The sequence below is a fragment of the Tenacibaculum aiptasiae genome (assembly GCF_965221665.1).
GTDB classification, from domain to species: Bacteria; Bacteroidota; Bacteroidia; order Flavobacteriales; family Flavobacteriaceae; genus Polaribacter; species Polaribacter aiptasiae.
This window is the reverse complement of the sequence record NZ_CBDCSN010000002.1, coordinates 2,399,454-2,425,007: the sequence shown is the minus strand read 5'-3', so window position 1 is coordinate 2,425,007 and position 25,554 is coordinate 2,399,454. Positions and strand designations below refer to the sequence as shown.

General features: G+C 29.8%; 27 protein-coding genes. 13 read left to right on the top strand and 14 right to left on the bottom strand.

What is annotated here, in order from left to right; translation table 11 throughout:
- Window position 1 precedes the first annotated feature (1 nt).
- The gene (locus ACOQN8_RS11550; RefSeq protein ID WP_235275687.1) at window positions 2-283 is read right to left on the bottom strand and encodes a DUF4834 family protein; all 282 of its coding nucleotides are present in this window, start codon (window positions 281-283) and stop codon (window positions 2-4) included.
- Between the two features lie 141 nt (window positions 284-424).
- Between ACOQN8_RS11550 and ACOQN8_RS11545 the strand changes: the two genes are divergently transcribed.
- From ACOQN8_RS11545 to ACOQN8_RS11495, 11 genes are all read left to right on the top strand, one after another.
- Window positions 425-1,798 (top strand): transporter, encoded by a 1,374-nt coding sequence (locus ACOQN8_RS11545; protein ID WP_420552777.1) that lies wholly within the window; start codon window positions 425-427, stop codon window positions 1,796-1,798.
- Window positions 1,799-1,816: 18 nt separating this feature from the next.
- A complete protein-coding gene (locus tag ACOQN8_RS11540) occupies window positions 1,817-2,935 on the top strand; it encodes a GTP cyclohydrolase (RefSeq protein ID WP_420552776.1) in 1,119 nt (372 codons plus the stop codon).
- Entirely contained in the window at window positions 2,935-3,645 is a 711-nt protein-coding gene (locus ACOQN8_RS11535; protein ID WP_420552775.1) for a 16S rRNA (uracil(1498)-N(3))-methyltransferase, read from the top strand. The genes ACOQN8_RS11540 and ACOQN8_RS11535 overlap by 1 nt, the downstream gene beginning before the upstream one ends.
- A 148-nt stretch (window positions 3,646-3,793) precedes the next feature.
- Window positions 3,794-4,855 carry a helix-turn-helix domain-containing protein gene (locus tag ACOQN8_RS11530; RefSeq protein ID WP_420551163.1) on the top strand — a complete coding sequence of 354 codons (1,062 nt, stop codon included), beginning with the start codon at window positions 3,794-3,796 and terminating at the stop codon, window positions 4,853-4,855.
- Window positions 4,856-5,371: 516 nt separating this feature from the next.
- Window positions 5,372-6,013: a DUF4159 domain-containing protein gene (locus ACOQN8_RS11525; RefSeq protein ID WP_420551164.1), complete on the top strand. Its 642-nt coding sequence runs from the start codon at window positions 5,372-5,374 to the stop codon at window positions 6,011-6,013.
- A complete protein-coding gene (locus tag ACOQN8_RS11520) occupies window positions 5,997-6,911 on the top strand; it encodes a bile acid:sodium symporter family protein (RefSeq protein WP_150900753.1) in 915 nt (304 codons plus the stop codon). Before ACOQN8_RS11525 ends, ACOQN8_RS11520 begins: the two co-directional genes overlap by 17 nt.
- 3 nt (window positions 6,912-6,914) lie before the next feature.
- Complete coding sequence (locus ACOQN8_RS11515; RefSeq protein ID WP_420551165.1) at window positions 6,915-7,967, top strand: lysophospholipid acyltransferase family protein; 1,053 nt, start codon at window positions 6,915-6,917, stop codon at window positions 7,965-7,967.
- 84 nt (window positions 7,968-8,051) lie between these two features.
- Complete coding sequence (locus ACOQN8_RS11510) at window positions 8,052-8,492, top strand: RrF2 family transcriptional regulator (protein ID WP_150900751.1); 441 nt, start codon at window positions 8,052-8,054, stop codon at window positions 8,490-8,492.
- 125 nt (window positions 8,493-8,617) lie between these two features.
- Window positions 8,618-9,064 carry a hypothetical protein gene (locus ACOQN8_RS11505; protein ID WP_420552774.1) on the top strand — a complete coding sequence of 149 codons (447 nt, stop codon included), beginning with the start codon at window positions 8,618-8,620 and terminating at the stop codon, window positions 9,062-9,064.
- The gene (gene ric / locus ACOQN8_RS11500) at window positions 9,048-9,782 is read left to right on the top strand and encodes an iron-sulfur cluster repair di-iron protein (RefSeq protein ID WP_420552773.1); all 735 of its coding nucleotides are present in this window, start codon (window positions 9,048-9,050) and stop codon (window positions 9,780-9,782) included. Before ACOQN8_RS11505 ends, ric begins: the two co-directional genes overlap by 17 nt.
- Window positions 9,782-12,001 (top strand): nitric-oxide reductase large subunit, encoded by a 2,220-nt coding sequence (locus ACOQN8_RS11495; protein WP_420552772.1) that lies wholly within the window; start codon window positions 9,782-9,784, stop codon window positions 11,999-12,001. Before ric ends, ACOQN8_RS11495 begins: the two co-directional genes overlap by 1 nt.
- 69 nt (window positions 12,002-12,070) lie before the next feature.
- On the opposite strand, the gene ACOQN8_RS11490 is transcribed toward ACOQN8_RS11495, so the two are convergent.
- Window positions 12,071-13,126, bottom strand: a complete 1,056-nt coding sequence (locus ACOQN8_RS11490; RefSeq protein WP_420552771.1) for an alpha/beta hydrolase — start codon at window positions 13,124-13,126, stop codon at window positions 12,071-12,073.
- Between the two features lie 136 nt (window positions 13,127-13,262).
- Between ACOQN8_RS11490 and ACOQN8_RS11485 the strand changes: the two genes are divergently transcribed.
- Window positions 13,263-14,141, top strand: a complete 879-nt coding sequence (locus ACOQN8_RS11485) for a LysR family transcriptional regulator (RefSeq protein ID WP_272150368.1) — start codon at window positions 13,263-13,265, stop codon at window positions 14,139-14,141.
- 8 nt (window positions 14,142-14,149) lie between these two features.
- Here ACOQN8_RS11485 and ACOQN8_RS11480 read toward each other — a convergent pair whose 3' ends face one another.
- The 6 genes from ACOQN8_RS11480 to ACOQN8_RS11455 form a co-directional block, all read right to left on the bottom strand.
- A complete protein-coding gene (locus ACOQN8_RS11480; RefSeq protein WP_420552770.1) occupies window positions 14,150-14,683 on the bottom strand; it encodes a GNAT family N-acetyltransferase in 534 nt (177 codons plus the stop codon).
- A 46-nt stretch (window positions 14,684-14,729) separates the two neighbouring features.
- A complete protein-coding gene (locus ACOQN8_RS11475) occupies window positions 14,730-15,272 on the bottom strand; it encodes a Crp/Fnr family transcriptional regulator (protein WP_175578742.1) in 543 nt (180 codons plus the stop codon).
- Between the two features lie 2 nt (window positions 15,273-15,274).
- Window positions 15,275-18,190 carry a serine hydrolase domain-containing protein gene (locus ACOQN8_RS11470; protein WP_420552821.1) on the bottom strand — a complete coding sequence of 972 codons (2,916 nt, stop codon included), beginning with the start codon at window positions 18,188-18,190 and terminating at the stop codon, window positions 15,275-15,277.
- 37 nt (window positions 18,191-18,227) lie between these two features.
- On the bottom strand, window positions 18,228-18,713 hold the full coding sequence (locus ACOQN8_RS11465; protein ID WP_420552769.1) for an ABC transporter ATPase: 486 nt from the start codon (window positions 18,711-18,713) through the stop codon (window positions 18,228-18,230).
- A 70-nt stretch (window positions 18,714-18,783) separates the two neighbouring features.
- Entirely contained in the window at window positions 18,784-19,611 is an 828-nt protein-coding gene (locus ACOQN8_RS11460; protein ID WP_235275703.1) for a 3'-5' exonuclease, read from the bottom strand.
- A gap of 15 nt (window positions 19,612-19,626) precedes the next feature.
- Window positions 19,627-20,481 (bottom strand): PPK2 family polyphosphate kinase, encoded by an 855-nt coding sequence (locus tag ACOQN8_RS11455; protein WP_420552768.1) that lies wholly within the window; start codon window positions 20,479-20,481, stop codon window positions 19,627-19,629.
- A 146-nt stretch (window positions 20,482-20,627) separates the two neighbouring features.
- On the opposite strand from ACOQN8_RS11455, the gene ACOQN8_RS11450 reads away from it, so the two are divergent.
- On the top strand, window positions 20,628-21,137 hold the full coding sequence (locus tag ACOQN8_RS11450) for a flavodoxin family protein (protein WP_420552767.1): 510 nt from the start codon (window positions 20,628-20,630) through the stop codon (window positions 21,135-21,137).
- 40 nt (window positions 21,138-21,177) lie between these two features.
- Here the strand turns inward: ACOQN8_RS11450 and ACOQN8_RS11445 are convergent, their stop codons facing one another.
- From ACOQN8_RS11445 to ACOQN8_RS11420, 6 genes are read right to left on the bottom strand one after another with little or no spacing between them, the layout of a single operon-like run.
- The gene (locus ACOQN8_RS11445; RefSeq protein WP_420552766.1) at window positions 21,178-22,101 is read right to left on the bottom strand and encodes an AraC family transcriptional regulator; all 924 of its coding nucleotides are present in this window, start codon (window positions 22,099-22,101) and stop codon (window positions 21,178-21,180) included.
- Window positions 22,102-22,160: 59 nt separating this feature from the next.
- Window positions 22,161-22,523, bottom strand: coding sequence for a hypothetical protein (locus tag ACOQN8_RS11440; RefSeq protein WP_420552765.1), 363 nt, complete (start codon window positions 22,521-22,523; stop codon window positions 22,161-22,163).
- Between the two features lies 1 nt (window position 22,524).
- Window positions 22,525-22,836 carry a hypothetical protein gene (locus ACOQN8_RS11435; protein WP_420552764.1) on the bottom strand — a complete coding sequence of 104 codons (312 nt, stop codon included), beginning with the start codon at window positions 22,834-22,836 and terminating at the stop codon, window positions 22,525-22,527.
- Entirely contained in the window at window positions 22,829-24,133 is a 1,305-nt protein-coding gene (locus tag ACOQN8_RS11430) for an NAD(P)/FAD-dependent oxidoreductase (RefSeq protein ID WP_420552763.1), read from the bottom strand. The genes ACOQN8_RS11435 and ACOQN8_RS11430 overlap by 8 nt, the downstream gene beginning before the upstream one ends.
- A gap of 44 nt (window positions 24,134-24,177) precedes the next feature.
- Window positions 24,178-24,723, bottom strand: coding sequence for a hypothetical protein (locus ACOQN8_RS11425; protein ID WP_420552762.1), 546 nt, complete (start codon window positions 24,721-24,723; stop codon window positions 24,178-24,180).
- Complete coding sequence (locus tag ACOQN8_RS11420) at window positions 24,724-25,479, bottom strand: helix-turn-helix domain-containing protein (protein ID WP_420552761.1); 756 nt, start codon at window positions 25,477-25,479, stop codon at window positions 24,724-24,726.
- Window positions 25,480-25,554 lie beyond the last annotated feature (75 nt).

Below are 25,554 nucleotides of genomic sequence, written 5' to 3'. Positions count from 1 at the left end.
GCTAATCTATTTCTTCAAAGTCAACATACTCTCCAACCGAATCATTGCTTTGTTTATTATTTCTTGGTTTTTTATCTATAATTGTTTTTCCTTCTTCAACATCTGTTTTTTGTTGTTGATTTTGATATTGTTGTTCAGCTCTTTTCTGTACTTTATCAACAGCTTTTTTTATTAAATATGGAGCAAACAACCTCACAACAAACTTAACAGCATAATATGCTACAAGGATTATTAGTAAAGTTCTTAAAAAATTCATAGGTCCAGCCTCATTTATATGTATCATCTATTTCTTGTAAATAAAAAAATCTATCAAAAATAACAATTTGAAGCAAAAGGAAGCGTTAAGACTTTACAAAACTTAAATTATACGGTAATTCGTATTTTTACGTATGTTTGTATAATTTCTATAACTTGAATTTATAACATGATTAAGAAACTTTTTTTGTTTTTTGCTTTTTGCTCAACCTTACTTGTAAACGCACAATACACGACTGTTATAAATTCTAACCGTCCAGGTTTCTCAGAGAGCCCATACAGTGTAGGTTCTGGTGTATATCAATTTGAATCAAGTCTGTTTTTCAGAAAAATTAATGCTACACCTACTTTTAGTAACCCTCAAGCTATAGGATTGAATTTGTTATTTAGAACAAGTTTCTTTTCCGAAAAACTAGAATTCAACTTAAATACAAGTTTACAAAACGATAAAAACGCATTCAAAAATGTTTTTGAATCTTCATATACTCAAACAGGATTTGGTAATTTAACTTTAGGAGCAAAATATTTAGTGTATACACCTAAATATGATGATAAAAGCAAGGAAATTAGAAGCTGGAAAGCTAGACACTCTTTTGATTGGAAAAGATGGATTCCACACGTAGGTGTTTATGCTGGCTTGAATTTTGGAAGCATTTTAAATGATTATCATAAAAAAGGTGGAGTAACACCAAAAGTTGGGGTTTTATTACAAAATGAATTTTCTGACAAATTGAATGTAATAAGTAACTTATATTATGATTATATAGGAAGTGATTTTTCTGAATTCTCATACATTATAACTGGAACTTATAATTTTAATGATTATTGGTCTGGTTTTGCTGAATTACAAGGATCTTTTGAAAAGTACCAACGAAAAAGCAATATTGGCTTTGGAGCAGCTTATTTATATAGCGAAAATTTACAACTTAATGCCACTGCTAGAATAATGCGTCAACAAAGCGAAATTGGATTTTATACTGGTGTAGGAGTTTCTTATAGAATAAACAGACATAAAGATGAATTTGTAGAAGTAGATGAATTTGGTAATAAAATTGTTGAACAAAAAGAAACTAAATACGATGAAAATAAAGGGTTCTTTGGACGCTTATTTAGTAAAGTTAAAAAACTGTTTAAGAAAAAAGAAAAGCAAACTATTGTTATTGATGATGGTGAAAAGAAAGAAGAAATAACAATTGAAAAACCAAGAAGACAACGTCAAAAATCTTTAGTAGATGTTATTGCTAAGGAAGATAAAAAACAAAAAAAGAAAACTACTAAGGCTGAAAAGAAAGCGGCAAAAAAAGCTAAAAAGAAAGCTGAAAAAGATGCTAGAAACAAAGCTAAAGAAGCAGAAAAAGCGGCTAAAAAGAAAGAAAAAGAACGCTTAAAGCTTGAAAAAGACCTTAAAAAAGAAAAGGAAAAAGAAGCTAAACGTAAAGAAAAAGAGCGTTTAAAGCTTGCTAAAGAAATAAAAAAGCTAGAAGAAGAATTAAAAAAGGAAGAAGAAAAAGAGAAAGAAAAAGAAAAGAAGAAGGATAAATAAAAATGATACATTTGCTGTATGATTGAAATTAAAGAAATAAATACCAAAAAGGAAATGAAACAATTTGTTAAGTTTCCTTTTTCTCTTTATAAGAATAATAAATATTGGGTACCTCCAATTATCAACGACGAACTAAATAGTTTTGACAAAGACAAAAACCCTGTTTTTGAACATGCAAACGCTCGTTTTTTTATTGCTTTAAAAAATGATGAAATTGTTGGACGTGTTGCTGCTATTATCAACACATATGAGGTTGAAAAACAAAACATAAAAAAGATGCGTTTTGGTTGGTTTGATGTCATAGATGATATCAATGTTACTAAATCACTAATTGAAAAAGTTAAAGAAATTGGTTATCAAAATAACTTAGAGTATGTGGAGGGTCCAGTTGGTTTTAATAATTTAGACAAAACTGGAGTTCTTGTAGAAGGTTTTGATCATATTGGAACTATGATTACTTGGTATAATCACCCATATTATTCAAAGCACCTAGAACAATTAGGCTTCAAAAAAGAAAAAGAATATTTAGAAAATAAATTCCGCTTTAGTAGTGAGGCTGCTTCAAAATATGAGAAGGCTAATAACATTATTCAAAAAAGATACAATTTAAAAGCCTTAAATTTCACTTCAACAAAAGATATTATGCCTTATGTTGATGAAATGTTCGATTTGTTTAGCAAAACTTACTCTAAACTTTCCACTTATGTTCCAATCTCTAATGCACAAATAAAGCATTTTAAAGAAAAGTACATTAGTTTTATCAATCCTGAATACATTAAGTTTGTTCTAGATGAGAACAATAAACTAGTAGCTTTTGCTATTGTGATGCCATCTTTTTCTAAGGCTTTACAAAAAGCCAATGGAAAACTATTTCCTTTTGGTATTTTTCATTTGTTGAATGCTAGACGTAATTCTAAAGATGTAATTTTTTATTTGATTGGAGTACATCCAGACTATCAAAATAAAGGAGTAACTGCTATAATTTTCAAACATTATTCTGAAATTTTCACAAAAAAGAATATTGAAAATTGTATAAGAACTCCTGAACTAGAAGATAATACTGCCATACAAAAGATATGGAAAGTTTTTAATCCTTCAGTACACAAAAGAAGAAGAACTTATAAGTTAGATTTATAATGCAGCTATTTTTCAACCCTAATATTACTCCCGAGACTAAAGAAATCACTTTCGAAAAAGAAGAAAGCAGACATATTGTTCGTGTTTTAAGAAAAAAAGAAGGAGATATTTTACATATTACCAATGGTAATGGGTATTTATTCTCTGCTGAAATAGTAATTCCAAACGATAAAAAGTGTTTGGCTAACATTATAAAAAAAGAAGAAAAAATTAATCACAGAAATTACTATTTACATGTAGCTATTGCTCCAACAAAAAACAACGATCGTTTAGAATGGTTTTTAGAAAAGGCTACAGAAATAGGTGTTGATGAAATTACTCCTATAATTTGTGACAATTCTGAACGAAAAGTAGTTAAAATAGAACGATTATCTAAAATAATTCAATCGGCTATGAAGCAATCGCTTCAGTTTACACTTCCAAAACTTAATTCACCTGTAAAATTTTCTGAGTTCATTAAAAATGATTTTTCTGAACAAATCTTTATTGCGCATTGTGAAGAAAACACAGAAAAATTATTTTTAAAAAACATTGTTAAACCAAATTCAAAGTATACTATTCTAATTGGACCTGAAGGTGATTTTTCTACAAAAGAAATTGATAGTTGTTTACATAAAAACTTCACCCCTATTTCTTTAGGAGAAAATAGATTAAGAACGGAAACCGCTGGTTTAAGCGTAGTACAAAATATTGCCTTTATTCATCAATAAGTCATTTTTTGTATATTTAAAGTTCTAAATAAATATACAACTATTGAATACTGCTGACTTTTTCAATTTTTTCTTACTTATTAGTGCATTACATGGTTTTGCCTTTAGTATAATTCTTTTTTGTTCTAAAAATGGGAGAGAAAAAAGTATGCTATATTTAAATTTATTAATACTAGCTATTTCTTTAAACAACTTCCAGTCTTGGGCTTTAGAAAAGAATTTATTTCAACATAGGTTTGCTTTAGACTATATTCAAATACCCTGGCACTTTTTAGCCATGCCCTTTCTTTATATGTTTTTAGTCAATTATTTGAATTTAGCAGATAAGTCTTATAAACTACTAAAAGTTATAATTCCTTTATTTTTAATAATCGTTGTAGCTCAAGTAAGTTTTGTATTTAATTACAGTAATAGCACATTTACTCAAAATGATTTAGATTATTTATACGAACGATATACTTCTTTTGAAGAAATTTTTAGTTTAGTAGTATCACTAAGCATTTTCATATACTCTTTTTATATCTTATATAAAAAAGAAAAACTTTTCCCTAAAATATTATCATTTGATAATTTAAAATGGATACACACTTTCTTTAAATTGACTACTGTTGGATACTCATTGTGGATTTTAGCTTTGATTATAAAAGTTAAAATGAATTTTTCAGGTTTTTTATTTTCATATTACCCTTTAAGAATTTACACAACCATCCTTATATACTGGCTAGGATATCAAGGACTAAGACAAATTCGAATACTAAAAGAACGTAAACATATTAGAGAGTCATTATCTATTGAATTGAATGGTAATATTAATGTTAATGCGATTAATTTAAATACAATAGAAGACACCTCTTCTGAAAAACATAAAGAGCAATTTTTGAAAATAGATGATTTTATAAAAAAGAGTAAGAAGTATTTATTACCTAAATATACTTTACAAAATTTATCATTAGATACAGAGTTAGGGTCAAGCACACTTTCTCTTATCATTAATAATATTGCTGGTAAATCATTTACTGATTATCTAAATGAAATGAGAGTAGAACAAGCTAAAAGCCTTTTACTCGATTTAGATTATTCTAACTATACTATTACTTCTATTGGGTTAGAATCTGGATTTAACTCAAAATCTACTTTTTATACTGTTTTTAAAAAACACACTGGGTATACTCCTGTTGAATTCAAAAACATCACAGTAGCAGTTAATTAAATTTGTTACTTTTTATAAAAAAAGGGTTCGAAAACATCCAAATTGGATGTTTTCGAACCCTTAAATTCTTAATAGCCTTTATATTTGTAAACGAGAAATTTGAAATCCAAAGTGAAAATTGTGAAGGGGTTTTCTATTTTGAATTTAAATATTCTTTAAAATATTTATTGAGTAATAAACTCAATAATGAAAAAGAAAAGGTTTGTCCTAAAAACACCAATATGACTATTGGTGTTTTTATTTTTTGTCACTCCTAAGTATATTATCTCACCAGAATAAACATTTTACTTTTTATAAAAAAAGGGTTCTAAATCGTCCAAATTGGACGATTTAGAACTCATTTATTTTTACCCTATTATATATTTGGTACAAGAAGTTATGTAATTATTGAAAATAATAAGGGGATTTTTAATTTATAAAATAACTTCAGTAAGGGGAAAAAGAAAACACCAATAGTCATATTGGTGTTTTTTATTGTTGTTTTATTATATTGCTCTTCATTACATAATATACACAATGAAAAAGGCTTTAGTTATTCTATTTTTAATAAACTCCTTCATCGTTTTTCCTCAACAAATAGCTGTATTAAAATATCAAGGAGGTGGCGACTGGTATGCAAATCCAACTGCATTACCTAATCTTATTGAATATTCTAACCTTCACACAAAAACCCTAATTGATAAAAACATACAAACGGTAAGTTTAGATGATGAAACAGTAAATAATTATCCAATTATATTTTTAACTGGACATGGTAATGTTTTTTTCTCCAATGAAGATGCTGAAAACCTTAAAAACTATTTAATTTCTGGAGGTTTTTTACATATTTCAGATAATTATGGGTTAAATAAATACATTAGAAGAGAACTTAAAAAAGTATTTCCTTCTTTAAAACTTCAAGAAATACCTAATAACCATCCTATTTATCACCAAACATTTTCTTTTCCTAATGGATTACCTAAAATTCATGAACACGATAAAAAACCACCTCAAGGCTTTGGTCTTTTTTACAAAGGGCGTTTAATTGTATTTTACGATTATGAAAGTGACTTAAGTGATGGATGGGAAGATGCATCTGTTCATAATAATCCTAAAGAAGTACGCGAAAAAGCTTTAAAAATGGGTTCAAACATTATAGAATATGCCTTTAAAAACTAATGATTTTCAAATAGACAGTATTAAAATAAATTTTGACACTGATGCTTTATGGATGTTAAACATCGCATTGGCTATTATCATGTTTGGTATTGCTTTAGATATTAAAATTGCTGATTTTAAAAGATTATTAAAGAATCCTAAAATTGTTTTAGTTGGATTATTATCTCAGTTTATTTTACTTCCATTTCTAACTTTTGTAGCTATTTACCTAATCAAACCATATCCTAGTTTTGCACTTGGTATGATGCTTGTTGCTGCTTGCCCTGGAGGAAATGTCTCAAACTTTTTTAGTAAAATGGCAAAAGGAAACACTGCTTTATCTGTTAGTTTAACTGCCTTTGCTACTTTACTATGTTTAATTATGACCCCTTTAAACTTACAAATATGGGGAAGCCTATATGAGCCTACTAATGCTATTTTAAAAAGTGTTTCTTTAAATCCTTTTGAATTATTTAAACTTGTATTATTAATACTAGGAATCCCAATAATTTTAGGAATGTTAGTCAATCATTTTCATTCAGAAATGGCTACAAAAATTAATAAGATACTTCGTCCTTTTTCAGTAGTTTTCTTTTTACTTTTAATTGTAATTGCTCTTTATGATAATGCTGATATATTTAAAAACTATATTCATTTAGTATTATTTTTAGTAATTTTTCATAATGTATTTGCATTTATTATTGGTTATGTAACGGCAAAATCATTCAAACTTAATCATAAAGACACGAAAACAATTTCTATGGAAACTGGTATTCAAAATAGTGGATTGGGACTTCTCCTAGTATTTAGCTTCTTCGATGGTCTTGGTGGTATGGCACTATTAGCTGCTTTTTGGGGTGTATGGGATATTTTTTCGGGAATGGCTTTAGCAACTTATTGGGGTAGAAAAAAACTATAATTAATGAGATACTTAGTTTACTATTTTTTTAAAGTACTAATCAAAACTGGTTTGTTTTTTTATTCTAATAAAATAAAAGTTACTGGAAATAAAAACATCCCTAAAGATGGTGCTATTTTATTAGCTTCTAATCACCCAAACGGTTTGATTGACCCTTTAATTATAGCAACTCATATTAAGAGAAAAACACATTTTTTAGTACAAGCTGGTGTTTTTACAAGTAAATCTGTTTCTAACTTTTTTAATTTATTAGGTATGATGCCTATTTATCGCATTAGAGATGGTATAAAACAACTTTCTAAAAATGAAGCAATCTTTAATCAATGCCAACAGCTTTTAAAGAACAATAAAGCATTACTTATTTTTCCTGAAGGAAGTCATAATAGAAAAAGAACTGTCAGACCACTTAGCAAAGGCTTTACAAGGATAATATTTGGTACTCTAAATAATTACCCAGATACAAAAATTTATATTATCCCTGTAGGTATTACTTATCAGAATTCTTCTCAATACCCTTCAAAAGTAGCTGTAAACTTTGGTGAACCTATTGTATCTAACGATTTTTACAAAGAAGACAATCTAAATGCCTCAGCTAAAGTTTTAAAAGAAAAAGTGAGCTCACAATTAGAAAACTTAGTAGTTCATATTAAAGATGATGAAAACTATGAATCTACTCTAGAAAAGCTAAATAATGCTCAAGTTGATTTTACTCAAGTAAAAGAGGTTAATAAAATAATAAAAAGTGGGAATTTACCACCTCTAAAACAATCTTATAAAAACACTTTTAATCCTTTATACTATTTAATGGTTTTAAATAGTGTAATTCCATATTATTTATGGAAAAAGGTAGGCAAAAAAGTTACTGAAATTGAATTTATCGACACTTTTCGTTTTAGTATTAACACAATTTTATTTCCTACTTTTTATGCATTACAAAGTTGGATTGTTTATTTATTTTTCAACTGGGAAATAGCATTATCTTATTTTGTTCTTTCTTTATCATTGGTTTTGCTATACACTAAAACCCACATATGTAAAACTGAAACTACAAATTAAAGTTTCTTTTGTGTTTCAAAATATTTTATAAAAGATATTTGTATCCGTTATAAAAATTACACTACCTTTGTAAAAATATTTTATATGTTTTCAAAATCTTGCGAATATGCCATGAGAGCAATATTATATATTGCCAAGCAAAGCTTTAACGGTAATAAAACTGGCGTTAAGGAGATTGCTAAGGCTACAAATTCGCCAGAAGCTTTCACTGCTAAGATTTTGCAAAAACTAACAAAAAACAACATTGTAAACTCTATTAAAGGCCCTTATGGTGGTTTTTTAATATCTGAAAGTAAATCTCAAACTATTAAACTTAGCGAAATTGTAAAAGTTATTGATGGTAATGAAATTTATACTGGATGCGGTTTAGGCTTAAGAGAATGTAATGCAAAAAACCCATGCCCTATTCATCATAAATTTATTGATATTAGAAGAGATTTAAAAACAATGCTAGAAACAACAACTATTTATGATTTAATCAAATCAGAAACTGGTGAAAATAAAATTCTACAATTAAAAAGATAAACTAAAAAGGCTGTTCCTTTTTTCAAAAACATAAAGGATAAAAATATCCTTTATGAAAACACATAATTAAAAACAGGAAAGTTTAATTCTTTAAAATAAAAAAGGATAAAAACATCCGTTATAAAATGACTAACCTAAAAAAAATAACAACTATACAAATTGCTTGCATCTTTATTTGGATTGGCTTTATAGCTTCTATAAGTTTTATGGAAGCATGGTTAAAATTTAAAGCTGAGGGAGTAACTACTGAAATTGGATTATCTATTGGACGTTTAGTTTTTAAAGCCTTAAACACAGTAGAAATAAGTTTAGCTTTTATAATTCTTATTTCAATATTAATTAGCAAGAACCTCAACTTGCTAAGAAAACTACTACCTCCCTATTTCATCTTACTAATACAAAGCATTTACCTCTTACCAGTTTTAGATTCAAGAGCTATACAAATTATACAAGGCATTTCAGTAGATAAAAATTACGACCACTTAGTCTATGTCTTATTAGAACTACTAAAAATAATAACACTCATTTTAATAGGTATACAAATAACATATAACAATGAATATAAATCCTAATACGCTAGTTTCAGATATAGTATCTGAAAACTACAAAACAGCAGAAACCTTCAAGCTTTATGGTATTGATTTTTGCTGCAACGGTAACAGAAGTTTACAAGAAGTATCTGAAAAAAAACAAATTGATTTATCAATATTAATTTCTAAAATTAAAAATGACAATGAGAAAAGTATAAATGCTAATCATGAAAATTTTCAAAACTGGGAACTAGACTTCTTGAGTGATTATATATATCAAAATCACCATACTTACATAGAGAGAAAAGGTCCTGAAATATTAGCCTATCTGAATAAGATTAGTTCTGTTCATGGTAAAAATCATCCTGAACTTTATGAAGTAGCCTTACTTTTTAAAGAAGCCCTCGATGACTTAACTATTCACATGAAAAAGGAAGAATTAATTCTTTTTCCTTACATAAAAAAAATAGCAAACTCATATAAGAACAATGAACATCTAAACCCCCCTCCTTTTAGCTCCGTATCAAACCCTATTGAAGCTATGCATAGCGACCATGATAATGAAGGTGAGCGATTTAGAAAAATTTCAGAATTAACAAATAACTACAAAATTCCCAGCGACGCATGCAATACATATAAAATCGCTTTTTCCTTACTAAAAGATTTTGAAGAAGACTTACACAAACATATTCACTTAGAAAACAATATTCTTTTTAAAAGAGCCATAACTCTTGAAAATAAATTAAATAACAAGAACTAATGAAAAAAATTTGGACAATTTTTATACTAGTAGTAGCATCTTCATTTGCTGCTCTTATATGGGTAGGTACTGAGATCTACCAAAAACAACCTCCTATTCCTCAAAAAGTAGTTGTAAAAAATACAAATTCAATAATCTATACTAAAGCAGACATACAAATAGGTCAAAATGTCTGGGAATCTATTGGAGGAATGGAAGTAGGCTCTATTTGGGGACATGGAAGTTACGTTGCTCCCGATTGGACTGCTGATTGGATTCACAGAGAAGCCGAGTTTTTATTAAACTATTGGGCTAAAAAAGATTACAATAATGATTTCGAAAAATTAGATGTAGAAAAACAAGGTGCTTTAAAAGCCAGATTGGTTAAAGAAATAAAAACTAATACTTATAATAAAGAAACTGAAAGTATTAGTATTTCACAAGATCGATTACTTGCTATTAAAAACAATATTACTTACTACAGCTCTATTTTTTCTGAAGGTCATGAACAATATGCAATACAAAAAGGAGCATTAACAAACGTTGAAAAACTTGAACAACTCAATGCTTTTTTATTTTGGACTTCTTGGGCAGCAAGTACTAATAGACCAAATAAAGACTACACATACACATCGAACTGGCCACACGAACCTTTGATTGATAATACTATTACCGCTGACTCTCAAATTTGGTCTGGTTTTTCTATCATTCTTCTTTTATTATTCATCGGTATTCTGGCTTATTATTATTTAAGAAACCACGAAAAAGGTGAAGCTGTAACAAGCTCTAGTAAAGACCCACTTGTTAACATGCCTTTATTTCAATCGCAAAAAGCAGTTTTAAAATACTTTTTTGTTGTTTCACTTCTAATAGCTTTGCAAGTAGTTTTAGGAATAATTACCGTTCATTATACTGTAGAAGGACAGTCTTTTTTTGGATTCGAACTATCAAAATTTTTGCCTTACTCTATTTCTAGAACTTGGCATACACAACTGGCTGTTTTTTGGATTGCCATTACTTGGTTAGCTACTGGTTTATTTTTAGCTCCTATGATTAGTGGTAAAGAAATGAAGTATCAAGTTTTTGGTATTAACTTTTTATTTATTGCCGCTTTAATTATTGTTTTAGGTTCTATGCTTGGCGAATGGCTAGGAGTACATCAATTTTTAGAATTATCTACCAATTTTTTCTTTGGACACCAAGGTTATGAATATATGGATATGGGTAGATTTTGGCAATTATTCCTTGCTGTTGGCTTAATTTTATGGATGTTCATGGTGGGAAGACATATTGTTTATGGCATCAAGAAAAAGAATGATGATAAGCATTTACTAACCATTTTACTTGTAGCGGTTATTGCCATAGGAATGTTTTTCTTTTCTGGTTTAATGTATGGAGAAAATAGTAGCTTACCTGTTATCAATTACTGGAGATGGTGGTTAGTACATTTATGGGTTGAAGGTTTCTTTGAAGTCTTTGCTACTGTTACGATTGCTTACCTATTTTCAAGAATGAAAATAATATCAGTAAAAACAGCTGGAAAAACTTCTATAGCTTCTGCAACTATCTTTTTGGCTGGAGGTATTATTGGTACATTACATCATTTATACTATTCAGGAACTCCAGTACAAGCTATTGCTTTAGGTGCTACTTTTAGTGCTTTAGAGGTAGTTCCTCTTACTTTAATGGGCTTTGAAATTAGAGAAAACTGGAATCTACTAAAAGAAAACGAATGGATCCGACGATACAAATGGCCAATTTTCTTCTTTATAGCTGTTGCTTTTTGGAATATGGTTGGAGCCGGTGTTTTTGGATTTTTAATTAATCCTCCAATTGCTTTGTATTATATTCAAGGATTAAATACAACTTCTGTGCATGCTCATACTGCTTTATTTGGAGTGTATGGTATGCTTGGAATGGGCTTTATCATTACTTGTTTACGTTTATACTCAAAACGCTTATGGAACGAAAAACTTATTAAAAATGCATTTTGGTTACTTAATATCGGATTAGTTCTTATGGTGGTATTGAGTTTACTTCCCTTAGGTATCATCCAAGCTTATACCTCTATAACAAAAGGATATTCTTACGCCAGAGATGCTGAACTTTTATACACTCCAACAGTGCAAACTATTAAATGGTTGCGCGTTATTGGCGATGTTGTGTTCTCTGTTGGTATTGGTTATTTCTGCTGGTTTGTAATAAAAGAGACTGTCAATTTAATTAAAAACCGCTCATAATTTTAATTCTTTTGTAGCAAAAAGGAGCTGTTTTCAACAACAGCTCCTTTTTAAAAACTAATTTACTCTTTAAATATTACTTAAAGTTTCAGTAAAATAGCTCTTTAACTTTACCACAGCTTGATTAACATACTTCTCTTGATCATATAAATCAAAATGTGTTGCTTCTTTTATTGTAAATAATTCTTTTCGTCCTTTAGCTCTATTTACTGCAACTTCACTAAAATAAGCTGACAAAGCTTTTTCTCCTACTATTGCTAAGAATGGTCTATCAGCCATTAACTCCATTTGTTCACTTGGGTTGAAAAAATAGCGGGTATCTAAAGACATTTCTGCTCTTAAAGGTGAATAAGTAGCAAATTGCCCACCTCTTTTTGGATTTCTATAATAATCAGCAGCTCTATCCCAAAACTCTCCCATTCCAGAATTTTTCACAGGAATTCCATCAACCAAAACAACTTCTCCTGTTTCAAAAAACTTCTGTCTTGCTTCGTTCCCCATTTTTATTTGTTGCTGAAACTGAGCTATTTTATCTCCTTTTAAAACATCGCTGTATTGAGTAGCTCCTCCTAATCCATAGTCAATAAAATCAACAAAACCACTCACCGTTGCCACTGATTTTACTCGCTGATCAAAAATTGCTGTTTGAATACTATATCCTGCTCCTGAACAAATTCCCAACTCTCCTACTTTTTCTTTATCCACTCCTGGTATTGTTCTTATAAATGAAATAGCATTTTTGATATCCTCTACTTTCATAGGTGCATTTTCCATAGCTCTTGGGTATCCTCCACTCTCACCATAAGTTCTATGGTCAAAAGCCAAAGTTACAAAGCCTTCTTTTGCTAATTTCTCAGCATAAATTCCTGCTGTTTGTTCTTTTATTCCACTTGCTGGCGTTATACAAACTATGGCAGAAAATTTTCCATTAATATCAAAATCTTTAGGTATAAATAAGTTTGCTGCTATTCTAGTTCCTTCACTTAAAAAACTAACTTTATTTATCCCTTCTACATAATTTACTCTATATGTGGCATCCTCTTTTTTTGTTTGCGCTTTTACATTAAACATCATACTTAAAATTAATACGGTTATTATTCTTTTCTTAAAAACTCTATTCATCATAATTATTTTTTATAATAATTAGTAAATAATTAACTTGCAAGTTGAAATAAAATATGACTATAATCTGAAGCAAATCTATAATTAAAGAGAAGGTCATCAAAATACTATTTTTTTATATTTATCATAATTATTTATTATGGATACTAGATTACTTAAATTTTTCATCGCTGTTTACGAACAAAAGAATCTAACTCGAGCTGCTTCTCAATGTTTTGTTTCTCAACCCAATATTTCTAATGGAATTAAACAACTTGAAGAAGAACTTGGAAAAACTTTGTTTGAGCGTCATAAAAAAGGGGTTGAATTAAAAACCGAGGCTCATTATTTATATCCTATCGCTAAACGTTTGGTTAGTGAAATAGATAATTTGAGTCATAGTTTTAAGGTTAGAAAATTTGAAAACAAAGTACAAATTGGTATCGCAGAGAGTTTGCCTCAAGAACACAAACAACAGTTTTTTAGAACTTCATCTAATATTTGTGATTCTGTAGAATGGATAGTAAATGAAATTGACAGAAAAAATGAACTTAATTTATTAGTCAGGGAATGGAAGCAAGAAGAAGACTTGTTTCTACCTCTTTGGAAAGAAGACTATGTTCTGTGTATACCTAACGACAATCCTTTAATAAACAAAGACCTTATTAGCTTAAAGGATTTAGAAAAAGAAACATTTATTCACTGTCCTCCATGTGAAGCTCACAAGCAATGTTTATCTATTTTAAACCACGAAACAAACAAAATGGTGACTGTTGCTAATTGCTCAACAAAAACCGAAACATTAACCATGCTAATGGCTGGATTAGGCGTTACTTTTTTACCTGAATCGTTTGTTGATGGGTGGTATGGTTTTGAAGTAAAAAAATATAAAGGGCCTCGTTATTTTAGAGAAGTTGGTTTGGCTTACCCAAGAAAAAGCTTAAGAAATCCAGCAATTGCTAAAATCATTGAACATTTTTCTAAAAATCCATTAAAAACAACAAAGTTTAGTGAGTTTGGCCACTATTTCAAAACCTAAGATTGCGTCTAAAACAATCTTCCATAATAGTTTAAATCAACCAATTCTCCCTTGGTTGTTCTATAATCACATCTAAGTACTCCTTCTTGTTCAAACCCACATCGTAAGGCTAGATTTATACTTCTTGTATTTTCTTTTGAAATTCTACAAAACAACTTTTTAAACTGATGCTTTTTTACTGTATTCTCTAGTATATAATTAAAACTCTGAGTTATAATCCCCTTTCCTTCATAGGACAAATCTATAAAAGCTCCTAGTTCGGCTTTAGGAACATCCCAATCTATATTTTTAAAATCTATAAAACCAATCGCTTTACCTAATTTCTTATCTATTATTAAATACGGATAATAAGTTTTCTCTTCTACTCGTACATCTATTTTTTTACAATACCCTTCTGTGTCTTGCAATGTTTGTGTATACTTTACTGTTCCAGCAAAAAAGTCTTCTAACCTATTTTTATTCTTATTAATTAATTCAAAAAAGAGAGCGCTTTCTTTTTCTGTTAATAATTGTACTTTAAAATCGTCCATTATCATACTCATTTATTTTTTTGTAAAATAACGGCAACTTACAAACAAATACATTGATTTAAATCAACGTTTTCTTCACCCTTGACAATGTTTCTGGGCTCATTCTTAAATAAGATGCTATGTATTTATTAGGAATCTCTTGAAACAGCTCTGGTCTTCTTTTTAGAACTCTTTGATATCTTTTTACAGGAGATGAAATTAACAAATCTTTTTCTCGCTCTGCTTGATGTACTATAATCTCCTCCAAAACCTTATACCACAATTCTTGATACTCTTGGCGAGAAAATATAAACTTTAAAAACTCTTCCTTAGACAAATAACTTACTTCTGTTTTCTTTAAAGCCTCTATTTCTAATTGAGAATTTTTACCCGAAAAAAAAGAATCTAACGCTGTTATGATAGATTCTTTATATCCAAAATAAAAAGTATGTTCTTCAAAGTCTTCAACAAAGAAAACTCGAACACTTCCCTTTTCTATAAAATAAATATTGGTATCAACGCTATGAGCTCTTTTTAAGAACTCTTCTCGATTTAAAACTTTTCTCTGAGTAGCAATTCCTTCTTTCTTTATATAAGCTCGTAACGTTTTATATGCTTCCATTTTTAATGGATTATTGCATTCTGAATATCTGCCTGTATTTTAGTTCTCATATTACTTCTAACCAAACCTGAGTTTTTCATTGTTGGATACACTCTGTTAGATAAAAACACATAAACTATTCCCGATTCAGGATCGGCCCAAGTATAAGTTCCTGTAAAACCACTATGACCAAAACTTTTTTCAGAAACACATCCACAAGTTGGCTTTTCTTCAGGTCTTATTTGAGGCTTATCAAAACCTAATCCTCTACGTACTTTTTTGTCTGCATAATACCTTTTATTAAACTTTTCTAAAGTTTCTGGCTCAAGGTATTTTTTACCTCCATACTCTCCATTTTGCAAGAACATTTGCATAATTTTAGCTACATCATTTGCATTTGCAAACAAACCTGCATGTCCTCCAACTCCTCCTAACATTGCTGCTCCCATATCATGAACATAACCATGTACTAATTGATTTCTATAATAAGTATCTTTTTCTGTAGGTACTATTTCTGACTTACTAAACTTATTAAGCGGCAAATATGTTGTTCTATTTGCTCCTAATGATTGATAAAACTCTTCATCAACCAATTTATTTAGAGGTGTTTTGTATTTTTTTTCTATAATTTCTTTAAAAATATAATAGCCTAAATCGCTGTACTTGTAGCCAACTCTTTCTCTTTGATCTACCTCAACAATATGTTTATAAATTGTATCTCTATACGCTTTACTTAAATATAAGTTTTTAGCAACCTTGATATTGTATTTTTTGGATCTTTTCTTTCTATAATATTTAGATGAATTTTTTCCAGTTTCTTCATCTTTTGTATTCATATAAAAAGGAATCCACGATTGTAATCTTCCGTAATGAGAAAGTATTTCTTTCAATAATAAAGTATCCTTATTTGACTCGTGATACCTTGGCAACACATCTCCTAAACTTGAGTACAAACTAATTTTCTTATCTTCTTCTGCCTTCATAATCATTGGCAACGAAGCTAAAATCTTAGTCAATGATGCAAGATCATAAATATCAGTTTTCTTTACTTTTCTTCTCTTTAACCCCGTATGATATCCAAAACTTTTATTATAGAATACTTTACCGTTTCTTGCTATTAAAACCTGCCCTCCTGGAGCCATTTTCTTTTGCAAAATAGTATCAATTCTTTTGTTTATGATAGAAAGTTTTTCTGAAGACATTCCAGCTTCTTCTGGAATTGTGTATTCAAAAACATTTAATCCTTTTACAGAAACTCCTTCCCCTTCTTTAAACTCTTCATTAATTGATACTGGTAATTTACCGCTCAAATCAAATGCTCCGAATAATGCCTGTGCTGAAAGTTCTTGTGCCAACTTGCTATTTTGATACGAAACTACAACTCCCTCTATGTTTGTAAAAGATTTTAGTTTTAATAAGCTATAAGGGCTTGTAAACACATCTAAAATCACCTTTTTAGTTCTCGCTATCTCTTGCAACCAAACTAGTTCTTTATTAGAAAATTTATAGCTTTTCCAAGGATGCTTATTTGATTTATGAAAACCTACAATTACCAAGTTATATTTTCTTAGTTTTTGCATTAAAACACTCAAATGCTTATCTGAAACCACATCTACCTTAGTGTAGTTTTTAAGCATATTAGAAAAATACTTTCCTTTTGCATCTCCTAAAGAAACATAGGCTATTTTTTTATCTTTTAAATTCTTTATTGGTAAAATCTCAGCTTCATTCTTTGCTACTGTAATTGAACTCTTTATCAATTTTCTATGCAATACCTCATCTGATATCGAATTTAAATCTTTGTTAAGGTTATCTGTAGAAATTGGCTCGAATTTATTCAAACCTACTAGATACTTCGCTTTCAATATTTTTCTTACTGAAAAATCTAATCTTTCTTCTGTTAAATCACCTTTTTCTAAAGCCTCTTTCAATAATTTTACTGATCCAGGAACATCCTGCGGTATTAATAAAATATCATTCCCTGCTAAAATTGCTGCTAAGTCTATTTCAGCCGAAGTTGAATAGTTAGCCGCTCCTTTCATATTCAATCCATCGGTAATTACTAAACCTTGAAAACCTAGTTTATCTTGTAATAAATTTGTTACTACATTTTTTGACAAGGATGTTGGTAACTTAGGATTTGGTTCAAAAGCAGGAATACTTAAATGCGCAGTCATTACACTAGCAACTCCTTCTTTAAATATTTTACGATAAGGATATAACTCTATTGAGTCTATTCTTTGTTCATTAAAATTGATTGTTGGTAAAGTATGATGAGAATCTGTTGCCGTATCTCCATGCCCCGGAAAGTGTTTGGCATTTGCTAAAACCCCAACACTTTGCATTCCTTTGGTAAATGCAATTGCTTTTTCTGTTACATTTTCTTTACGCTCTCCAAACGATCTGTTTCCTATTATTGGGTTATTAGGATTTGTATTAATATCAACCACAGGTGCAAAATTCATATGAATCCCCACTCGCTTACAGTGCTCTCCTATTCTCTTACCTGTTTCTTCTAAAAGTTCTTGATTTTTTATAGCCCCTAAAGCCATATTCCAAGGAAAACGATATGTTTTTTTAAGTCGCATATCCAATCCCCATTCTCCATCAAAACCTATCATTAAAGGAACTTTTGAGATTTCTTGATATTTATTAGTTAGAGCTACTTGTTTTTCAGGTGTTCCTTGCATAAATATTAAATTACCTACATGATACTTGTTAATCATATCTGTAATAAACTTTTCATGCTTTTTGTCCTTATTAGAATAAGCCTGTACCATAAACAACTGCCCTATTTTCTCATCAATGGACATTGATTTCATGATACTATCTACCCAAATTGTTTGCGATTCCTTATCTTTTGCTAATAACGGATCTACTTGTTGCGCTTCTACTACTTGAACAAAAACAAACGCTAAAAAAACTAGTACTTTCTTCATCATATTTAAAAATCTCTTACTACATGAAATCAATTTCTTATACCAAAAACCTCTTATGCCAACTTTTATCAGCTGTTACTTCCCAATTCGTCTCAAAATCCTCTTTGGTATTCACCATATTATTGAAAACTATGGTATTTGAAGTTATTTTTTGTTCTTTAGCAAATTGTTGAAACTCTGGTAACTTTACTATATTAATGTTTTCACCAACTTTAAAAGTTACATTCATTTTATTCATTAAATCTACATTCATTTTTTTTTCCAACTCTTGTACGAAACGAACTGAAGAATCTATAGAACATCCTGATACATTATTAAAACCTTCATCTACAGCTAACACTAAAAACTGATTATATTTTATAGTAAATGACCCTTTTAAATCATCTCCATGACGTGTCCAATTTTCAATAAAAAGTATTGCTTTTGCACAAATATGCTCTACTTCTTCAACTGTAAACTCTCTATCTGCTTGATAAATCCAAACTCGTGAATCGTTTGGTAAATTATTATATTCCGTGTACATTTTTCCTTTCTTTTATAATTCCTAAATTAAAAAACTATCAAGATTTTATATCTTAAACGAGTGTTAAAGATTACCTTAAATTAAATTTTTGTTGCAGTGCTTGTAGTTTCTCTTCATCTGTCATCTTTTTTTTAGGTGAAGACATACGTTCTTTCACTTCTCTCAAGACTTTTTTAGTGTATAGTGGAAAATCTGCATTTTGAATCCATGCATTGTATCCTGGGTTTTCTTTAAAAACCTCTTCTACTGTTCGTCCTTTATATTTACCGAAAGAAAAAATTTCTTGATCTTTATCATTCATCAAAACGAAACCTGCAAAATCTGCTCGTTTCCCATGTGCTGAATATTCACTTAAAGCCTCTACTGTATTATCTATATCATCATATTTTTCTATCTGAGCCATTAAAATCTCATAGGTAGCATTCGTATCAGCTTCTGCTCCGTGCGCTCCTACTAATTCTTTTCCACAGTAAAATTGATATCCTGCACTTAATGTTCTTTGCTCTTTTTTATGAAAAATTACTTGTACATCTATTGCTTTACGATTTTTCATATCAAAATCAATTCCAGCACGCATTAACTCTTCTGCTAAAAGAGGGATATCAAATCTATTTGAATTAAATCCTGCCAAATCACATCCAGCAATCATCTCATTAATTTTTGGTGCTAACTCTTTAAAAGTAGGCTCTGTAACTACTTTTTCATTTGTTATTCCATGAATATCTGATGATTCTTTTGGTATTTCTATTTCAGGATTCACCAACCATGTTTTACTTTCTTTATTTCCGTTTGGAAACACTTTTAATATTGATATTTCAACAACTCTATCTTTTGCAATATTAACTCCAGTTGTTTCTAAATCGAAAAATACGATTGGTTTTGCTAAGTTTAACTTCATCTAATTTTAAGAGAATTATTCATTATTTAATTGAGCTTTAAACTCGTCTATCTTATCTAAATCTTCTTGAGCTAATGTAGGTTCTTTAAATCCATACTTTTTTAACTCTTCACTAATTGTCTTTGCAACTATATATCTTGCTGTTGGTTTATCATCAGCAGGGACAACATACCATGGCGCATAATATGTTGATGTTCTTTTTAACAAATCCTCATAGCATGTTTGATATTTATCCCATAACTTACGTTCTTTCAAATCACCTGAAGAAAACTTCCAATTCTTCTCAGGAATATTTAAGCGACGTAATAACCTATTTTTTTGTTCTTCTTTTGACACATTTAAAAAGAACTTCAAGATAATTGTTCCGTTTTCTGAAATATGCTTTTCAAATTGGTTTATTCGATCCATTCTTGAATGATAAAAATCGTCATTTAAATCATCTAAACTTTTAACTGTTGGGATATTTTCTCCAAAAACATATTCAGGATGCACTCTTGTTACCAACACATTTTCATAATGAGTTCTATTAAAAACTCCTATTTTTCCTTTTGCAGGAAGAGCGATATAATGTCTCCATAAAAAGTCGTGCTTCAACTCTAACTCTGTTGGCACTTTAAAACTATGCACTACAACTCCACGTGCATTTACATCTTTAAACACTTCTCGAATCAAACTATCTTTCCCAGCGGTATCCATTCCTTGTAAGCAAATTAACATACTATACTTACTTTCAGCATACATAGTATCTTGTAATTTACTTATTTCTTTTCTTAATTTTTTAAGTTTTTTTTTCGCTTCCCCCTCTACTGTTTTCGTTTCAAAATCGCTTAACACAATCTCTTCTGAAAACTTAAACATGTCTGTATTCATAGATAATGCTTTTTATACGATAAAAGTACAAAAAATATCCCCTTTAATCATTGATTTTTTCTTGGTTATTATCATTTTTAACAATAAGATTCTTAATTGGTTTTTAATAAAATTTGTGAGCTTTATCACACATAAAACAAACAAAAATGAATAAAACTGTAATTATACAAGGAAGTTCAAAAAGCAATGGTAACACAAATACCGTTATCAACTACTTAAATAAAAATAGTGATTTTGATATTATAGACTTAAAAACCAAAAACATTGGAGCTTTTGAATATGACTTTAGTAATGCAAATGATGATTTTATTCCTTTAATGGAAACCATTATTGAAAAATATGACACAATCATTTTTGCTACACCTGTTTATTGGTATTCTATGAGCGGGACTTTAAAACATTTTTTTGACAGGCTATCAGATCTTCTTCATTATAAAAAAGAACTTGGAAGACAATTACGTGGCAAAAACATGGCTATGATTAGTAATTCTGGAGCCAATGATTTAAAAGACGGATTCACCATGCCTTTTATTGAAAGTGCAAATTATTTAGGCATGAACTATATTGGAGACACTCACGCATGGTTTACTGAAGACGGTAAAGAAATTAACACTGATGCTAAAGCTAAGATTGATGATTTCAGAAAATCATTCTAATAACAAAGCCTTTCATTACTAGTGAAAGGCTTTGTTTTTTTTATTCTACTGGTATACATAAATCTACAATCCATTTTTTTTGAGGATGCTCTTCTGCATTGTTATAATAAATCTCGAACGGATCTTGATCTCCTTTTCTATAACCATGTTCACTCATCCATACAAAACTACTTTCCCATGCTTTTTGAAATTGTTCTCCCACAACCTCTACTCTAGAAACCACACATTTAGTTGCTGGTAAAGTTTTCAAATTCACCTCTCCTTCTGTAGTTACCTTACGATCTAAAACCATACAAGCACTCTGCCTCACTTGGTCTGGCGACGTTATCTTAGGGCTATCATGATAAATTGTTACCATCCTTAAATTTGGTTGACTCATTAAACCTTTAGGAGCTGCCCATTGGATTAAACGATTGTACACACTTCCTATTAAATCCATCCCTCCTTTATGACTCAAGTAAGCCAATTGCATTTCTGGAACTACTTTTACTTCTGTTTTTGCATTCATTTTTAACCAATTTAAATTTTCATTTATGTTACAAATGTATTGCTCAAACCTAGTTTCTATTTGTCCATTCTTGCTTTCTATTTTACATATCTTGCTATATTTATTAGCACTTTCTTTTTTAAATTCCGCAGGACTCATTCCGTAAAAGTTCTTAAACGCTCTCGAAAACGAAGACAAACTTGTAAAACCTACTCTTTCAGAAACTTCTGTTATTGATTTTTCTTTTTGTTTTAATAAAAAAAATGCCGCTTTTTCTATTCTTTTTCTAACAATAAAATCATTTAATGTCTCGTTGGTTACAATTTTAAATAATCTATGAAAATGAAAAGGAGAAAAATGCGCTTCTTTTGCTACTCTTTCTAATACTAGTTTCTTATCTAAATTAGACTCTACATAATCTATTGCCTTTCCTATCCTAGTTATTGTTTTATTTGAAAAATTCACAGTTCCTTTCATCTATTTTATAGTTCCTATATAACACATACTTTCACTCTACAAACAAACAGTTCTCACTTTTAACCTCTAGATATTGACTTCTTTTGAAGCCCATAAAAAACTAAACCTCCCAAAAAATAAAGAATTACATCAATCACATCTGCCGTATATCTAGAATGGCTTTTGGGCAACACAAATTCAAATAAAACCGAATACATAGCACACATGTAAAAAATTACCCAAATAGGAATTTCATAATTCTTATCCCCTCTACTCCATCTAAGCACATACAAACTAAACGACAATACTATTGGTATAATAAGAAAATCATTTAAGTAAAACCTAATAATTCTTGGTAACTCAACTCCATATTTAGAAGCCAAATAAACAATTGTTCCTAAACACAGTGAAACCACTATATATATATGAAGTGCTTTTTTCACCCTACCCAGCTGCTACCATTGCAATAAACCAAGCCAGCATAGCTCCTATAGCACTTACCACCAAAAACACTGAATACAATATCCAACCTACTATCTTATAAAGAAAAAACGGATGCTGCTTTAAGCGCTCAGCTAAGTTAGGATTCTCTAATTCATATTTAGCTTCATCAATTCGCTTCTGCCTTTCTCCTTCTTGTTTTATTTCTTGCTTTTTCTTAAAAGAAATTAATTCTCCACAATTTTTACAAAAATCAGAGTTTTCAGTAAACACTCCACATTTAGTGCACTTGATGTTTTTTGATACTTTAGGCATCTTCTTTTACAAATGAATATTTATTTTGTTTTCTATAAGGACGAATTATCAAGCGAGTTTCTCTATCAAAACGAATATAACTATACACCCAGTTCATAAAAACAATTACCTTATTTCTAAAACCTATTAAAGAGAATAGATGCACAAACATCCACACAAACCAAGCAAAAACTCCTTGAAACTTCCACTTAGGTAAATCGACTACAGCTTTATTTCTTCCAATAGTTGCCATAGAACCTTTGTCATTATATTTAAAAGGCTTTAGTTTTTTTCCTTTTAATTTAGCTAAGATATTTTTTCCTAACAGCTCACCTTGTTGAATTGCTGGTTGTGCCATCATTGGGTGTCCACGCTCATAATCTTTTGTTTGCATGCAAGCAACATCACCTATAGCATATACATTTTCATATCCAACCACCTTACTATATTCATCAACCTTAAAACGATTCGCTCTCTCTATCAAACAATCTTGTTCTAAACCATCTATAGCATCTCCTTTTACACCAGCTGCCCAAATAACCGTTTCTGCTTTAAAATGATCGCTACCATTAGTAGTTACTGTTTCACCGTCATAATCTATCACTCTAAGATTTTTCCACACATCTACTCCTAGCTTGATTAAAAAATCCTCTGACTTTTTCGATGCCTTACTACTCATTCCACTCAACAACTCATTCGTACCTTGAATAAGATTTATCTTCATTTGACGAATATCCAAATCTGGATAATCTTTAGGTAAAATCCCTTTCTTCATTTCCGCCAAAGCCCCTGCTAATTCGACACCAGTTGGACCCCCACCTACAATTACAAAATTCATCAAAGCTCTTCTCTTTTCAAGATCTGTTTCCAATAAAGCTTCTTCAAAATTTTCTAACACCAAACTACGAATATTCAATGCCTGCGGAACTGACTTCATTTCCATTGCATATTTTTCAATATTCGTATTTCCAAAAAAGTTTGTAGTTGAACCTGTAGCAATAATTAATTCATCGTATTCTAAACTTCCTATTGAAGTCTCTATCACATTCAGTTTTGCATCGACATTAGTTACTTCTGCCAAACGAAAATAAAAATTCTCTACATCGTTAAAACGTTTCCGAAGTGGAAAAGCAATACTATCAGGCTCTAACCCTCCTGTAGCAACTTGATATAATAATGGTTGAAATGTATGATAGTTATGTTTATCTATTAAAACTACCTGAAGTTCTTGGTCTTCTAATCCTTTAGCAGCAGCCAATCCTGCAAATCCCCCTCCTATAATTACAACTCGAGGAAAACTGGTTTGTGGTATATTCATTTAGATTTATTAAAGTTAAAATCTAAACACAAATTTACTGAATTTTAATGATATTCCCTTTTCAAATCTTGCTTTAGTACCTGCAAGGATTTATTTGAACTAATCAAGTTTAATATTATTTCTTTACGCAATACATCAATATCTTCATCGTAGTATTTCGCCCACTTATATTCTTTAAATAAAGTTTGAATTTGCTTTAAGCGTTTATGAACCAATTCTGAAGTCATTAAAAAAACATTTTCATTCATCCCCTTACCTATTCTTTGGATTTTCACTTGCTTATTTTTAAAGTCAACTTCTAAATAAAAAACCTTATCAACATCATTTAATGGATAAAAATCTTTCCAATTAGCATAACCAACATAATAGTTTTGGTTTCTATAATTCTCAATCCCTTTTATTTTCCACCTACAATTAGCTACTCTACCCCAATGATTAGAATATCGATACACACCATCTTCCGTATAATAATATAAGCTTCCTGATTTACTTTGATAATGTGCAGACTTCCCTTTAAAAAAATCGATTTCCTTTTTCTCAAACTCACAATAGGTATGCTTGAAAAAATTATACTTATAATACTCCTTCAATTACAACCTGTTTTTAAGTTTTGTAAACTCCTGTTCCAAAAACAACAACTTCTCCTCTAACACATCATTAAACTCAGGCAATCTTTTAAAAAAAGCATAACGAATACGCCACAACTCTTTTACATCAGATAATGCATAGGTTTTATCTTCTATATTTTTATGATCCGCCCTTAAAACAATTTCATCATTTGTTACATATAATCTTCTTAAGATAAGCTCGTCATTTACCAACACCAAAGCCAACACACCGTTATTTAACTTCTCTATCACATTCTTAGGAACAAACTCCCCTACAACAACATCTTTAGGAAACAGACCTTTATCATGGTTTGTCATTTCTAAATTCCTAACAGTATATCCTCTAAACACTTTCTCCGTATTAATAGGTAAGTTCAAAACAGGCAAATCACCCACAAATGCTTTTTTATTGTAATACTTAATGTAATCAGCAACCTTCTTTTCAGTAATACACGGAACAGAAGCAAACATTTCTTTATCCATATCATCAGCCTGCAACGTAATATCATCCTTAAACTGCAGCAACTTATTTACAGTTAATTCAGAAGTTAGCAAATCATCTACCTTAATACTAAAATGATTAGCAATCTTTATTATCGTATCTATTTTAGGTTCACTCCTACCTTCCTCGTAAGCCCCTAAAGTAGCGCGCTTTAGATCAAAAATTTCAGCAAAAACCTGCTGACTCAACCCTTTAACCCCTCTTATTTTCTTTATGTTTTTTCCAAAAAACGACATGTTTTGCTAATTTTATTTGCAAATTAAATTATTTTACCTATCTTTACACTAACAATATTAGCTAATACTTTTGAT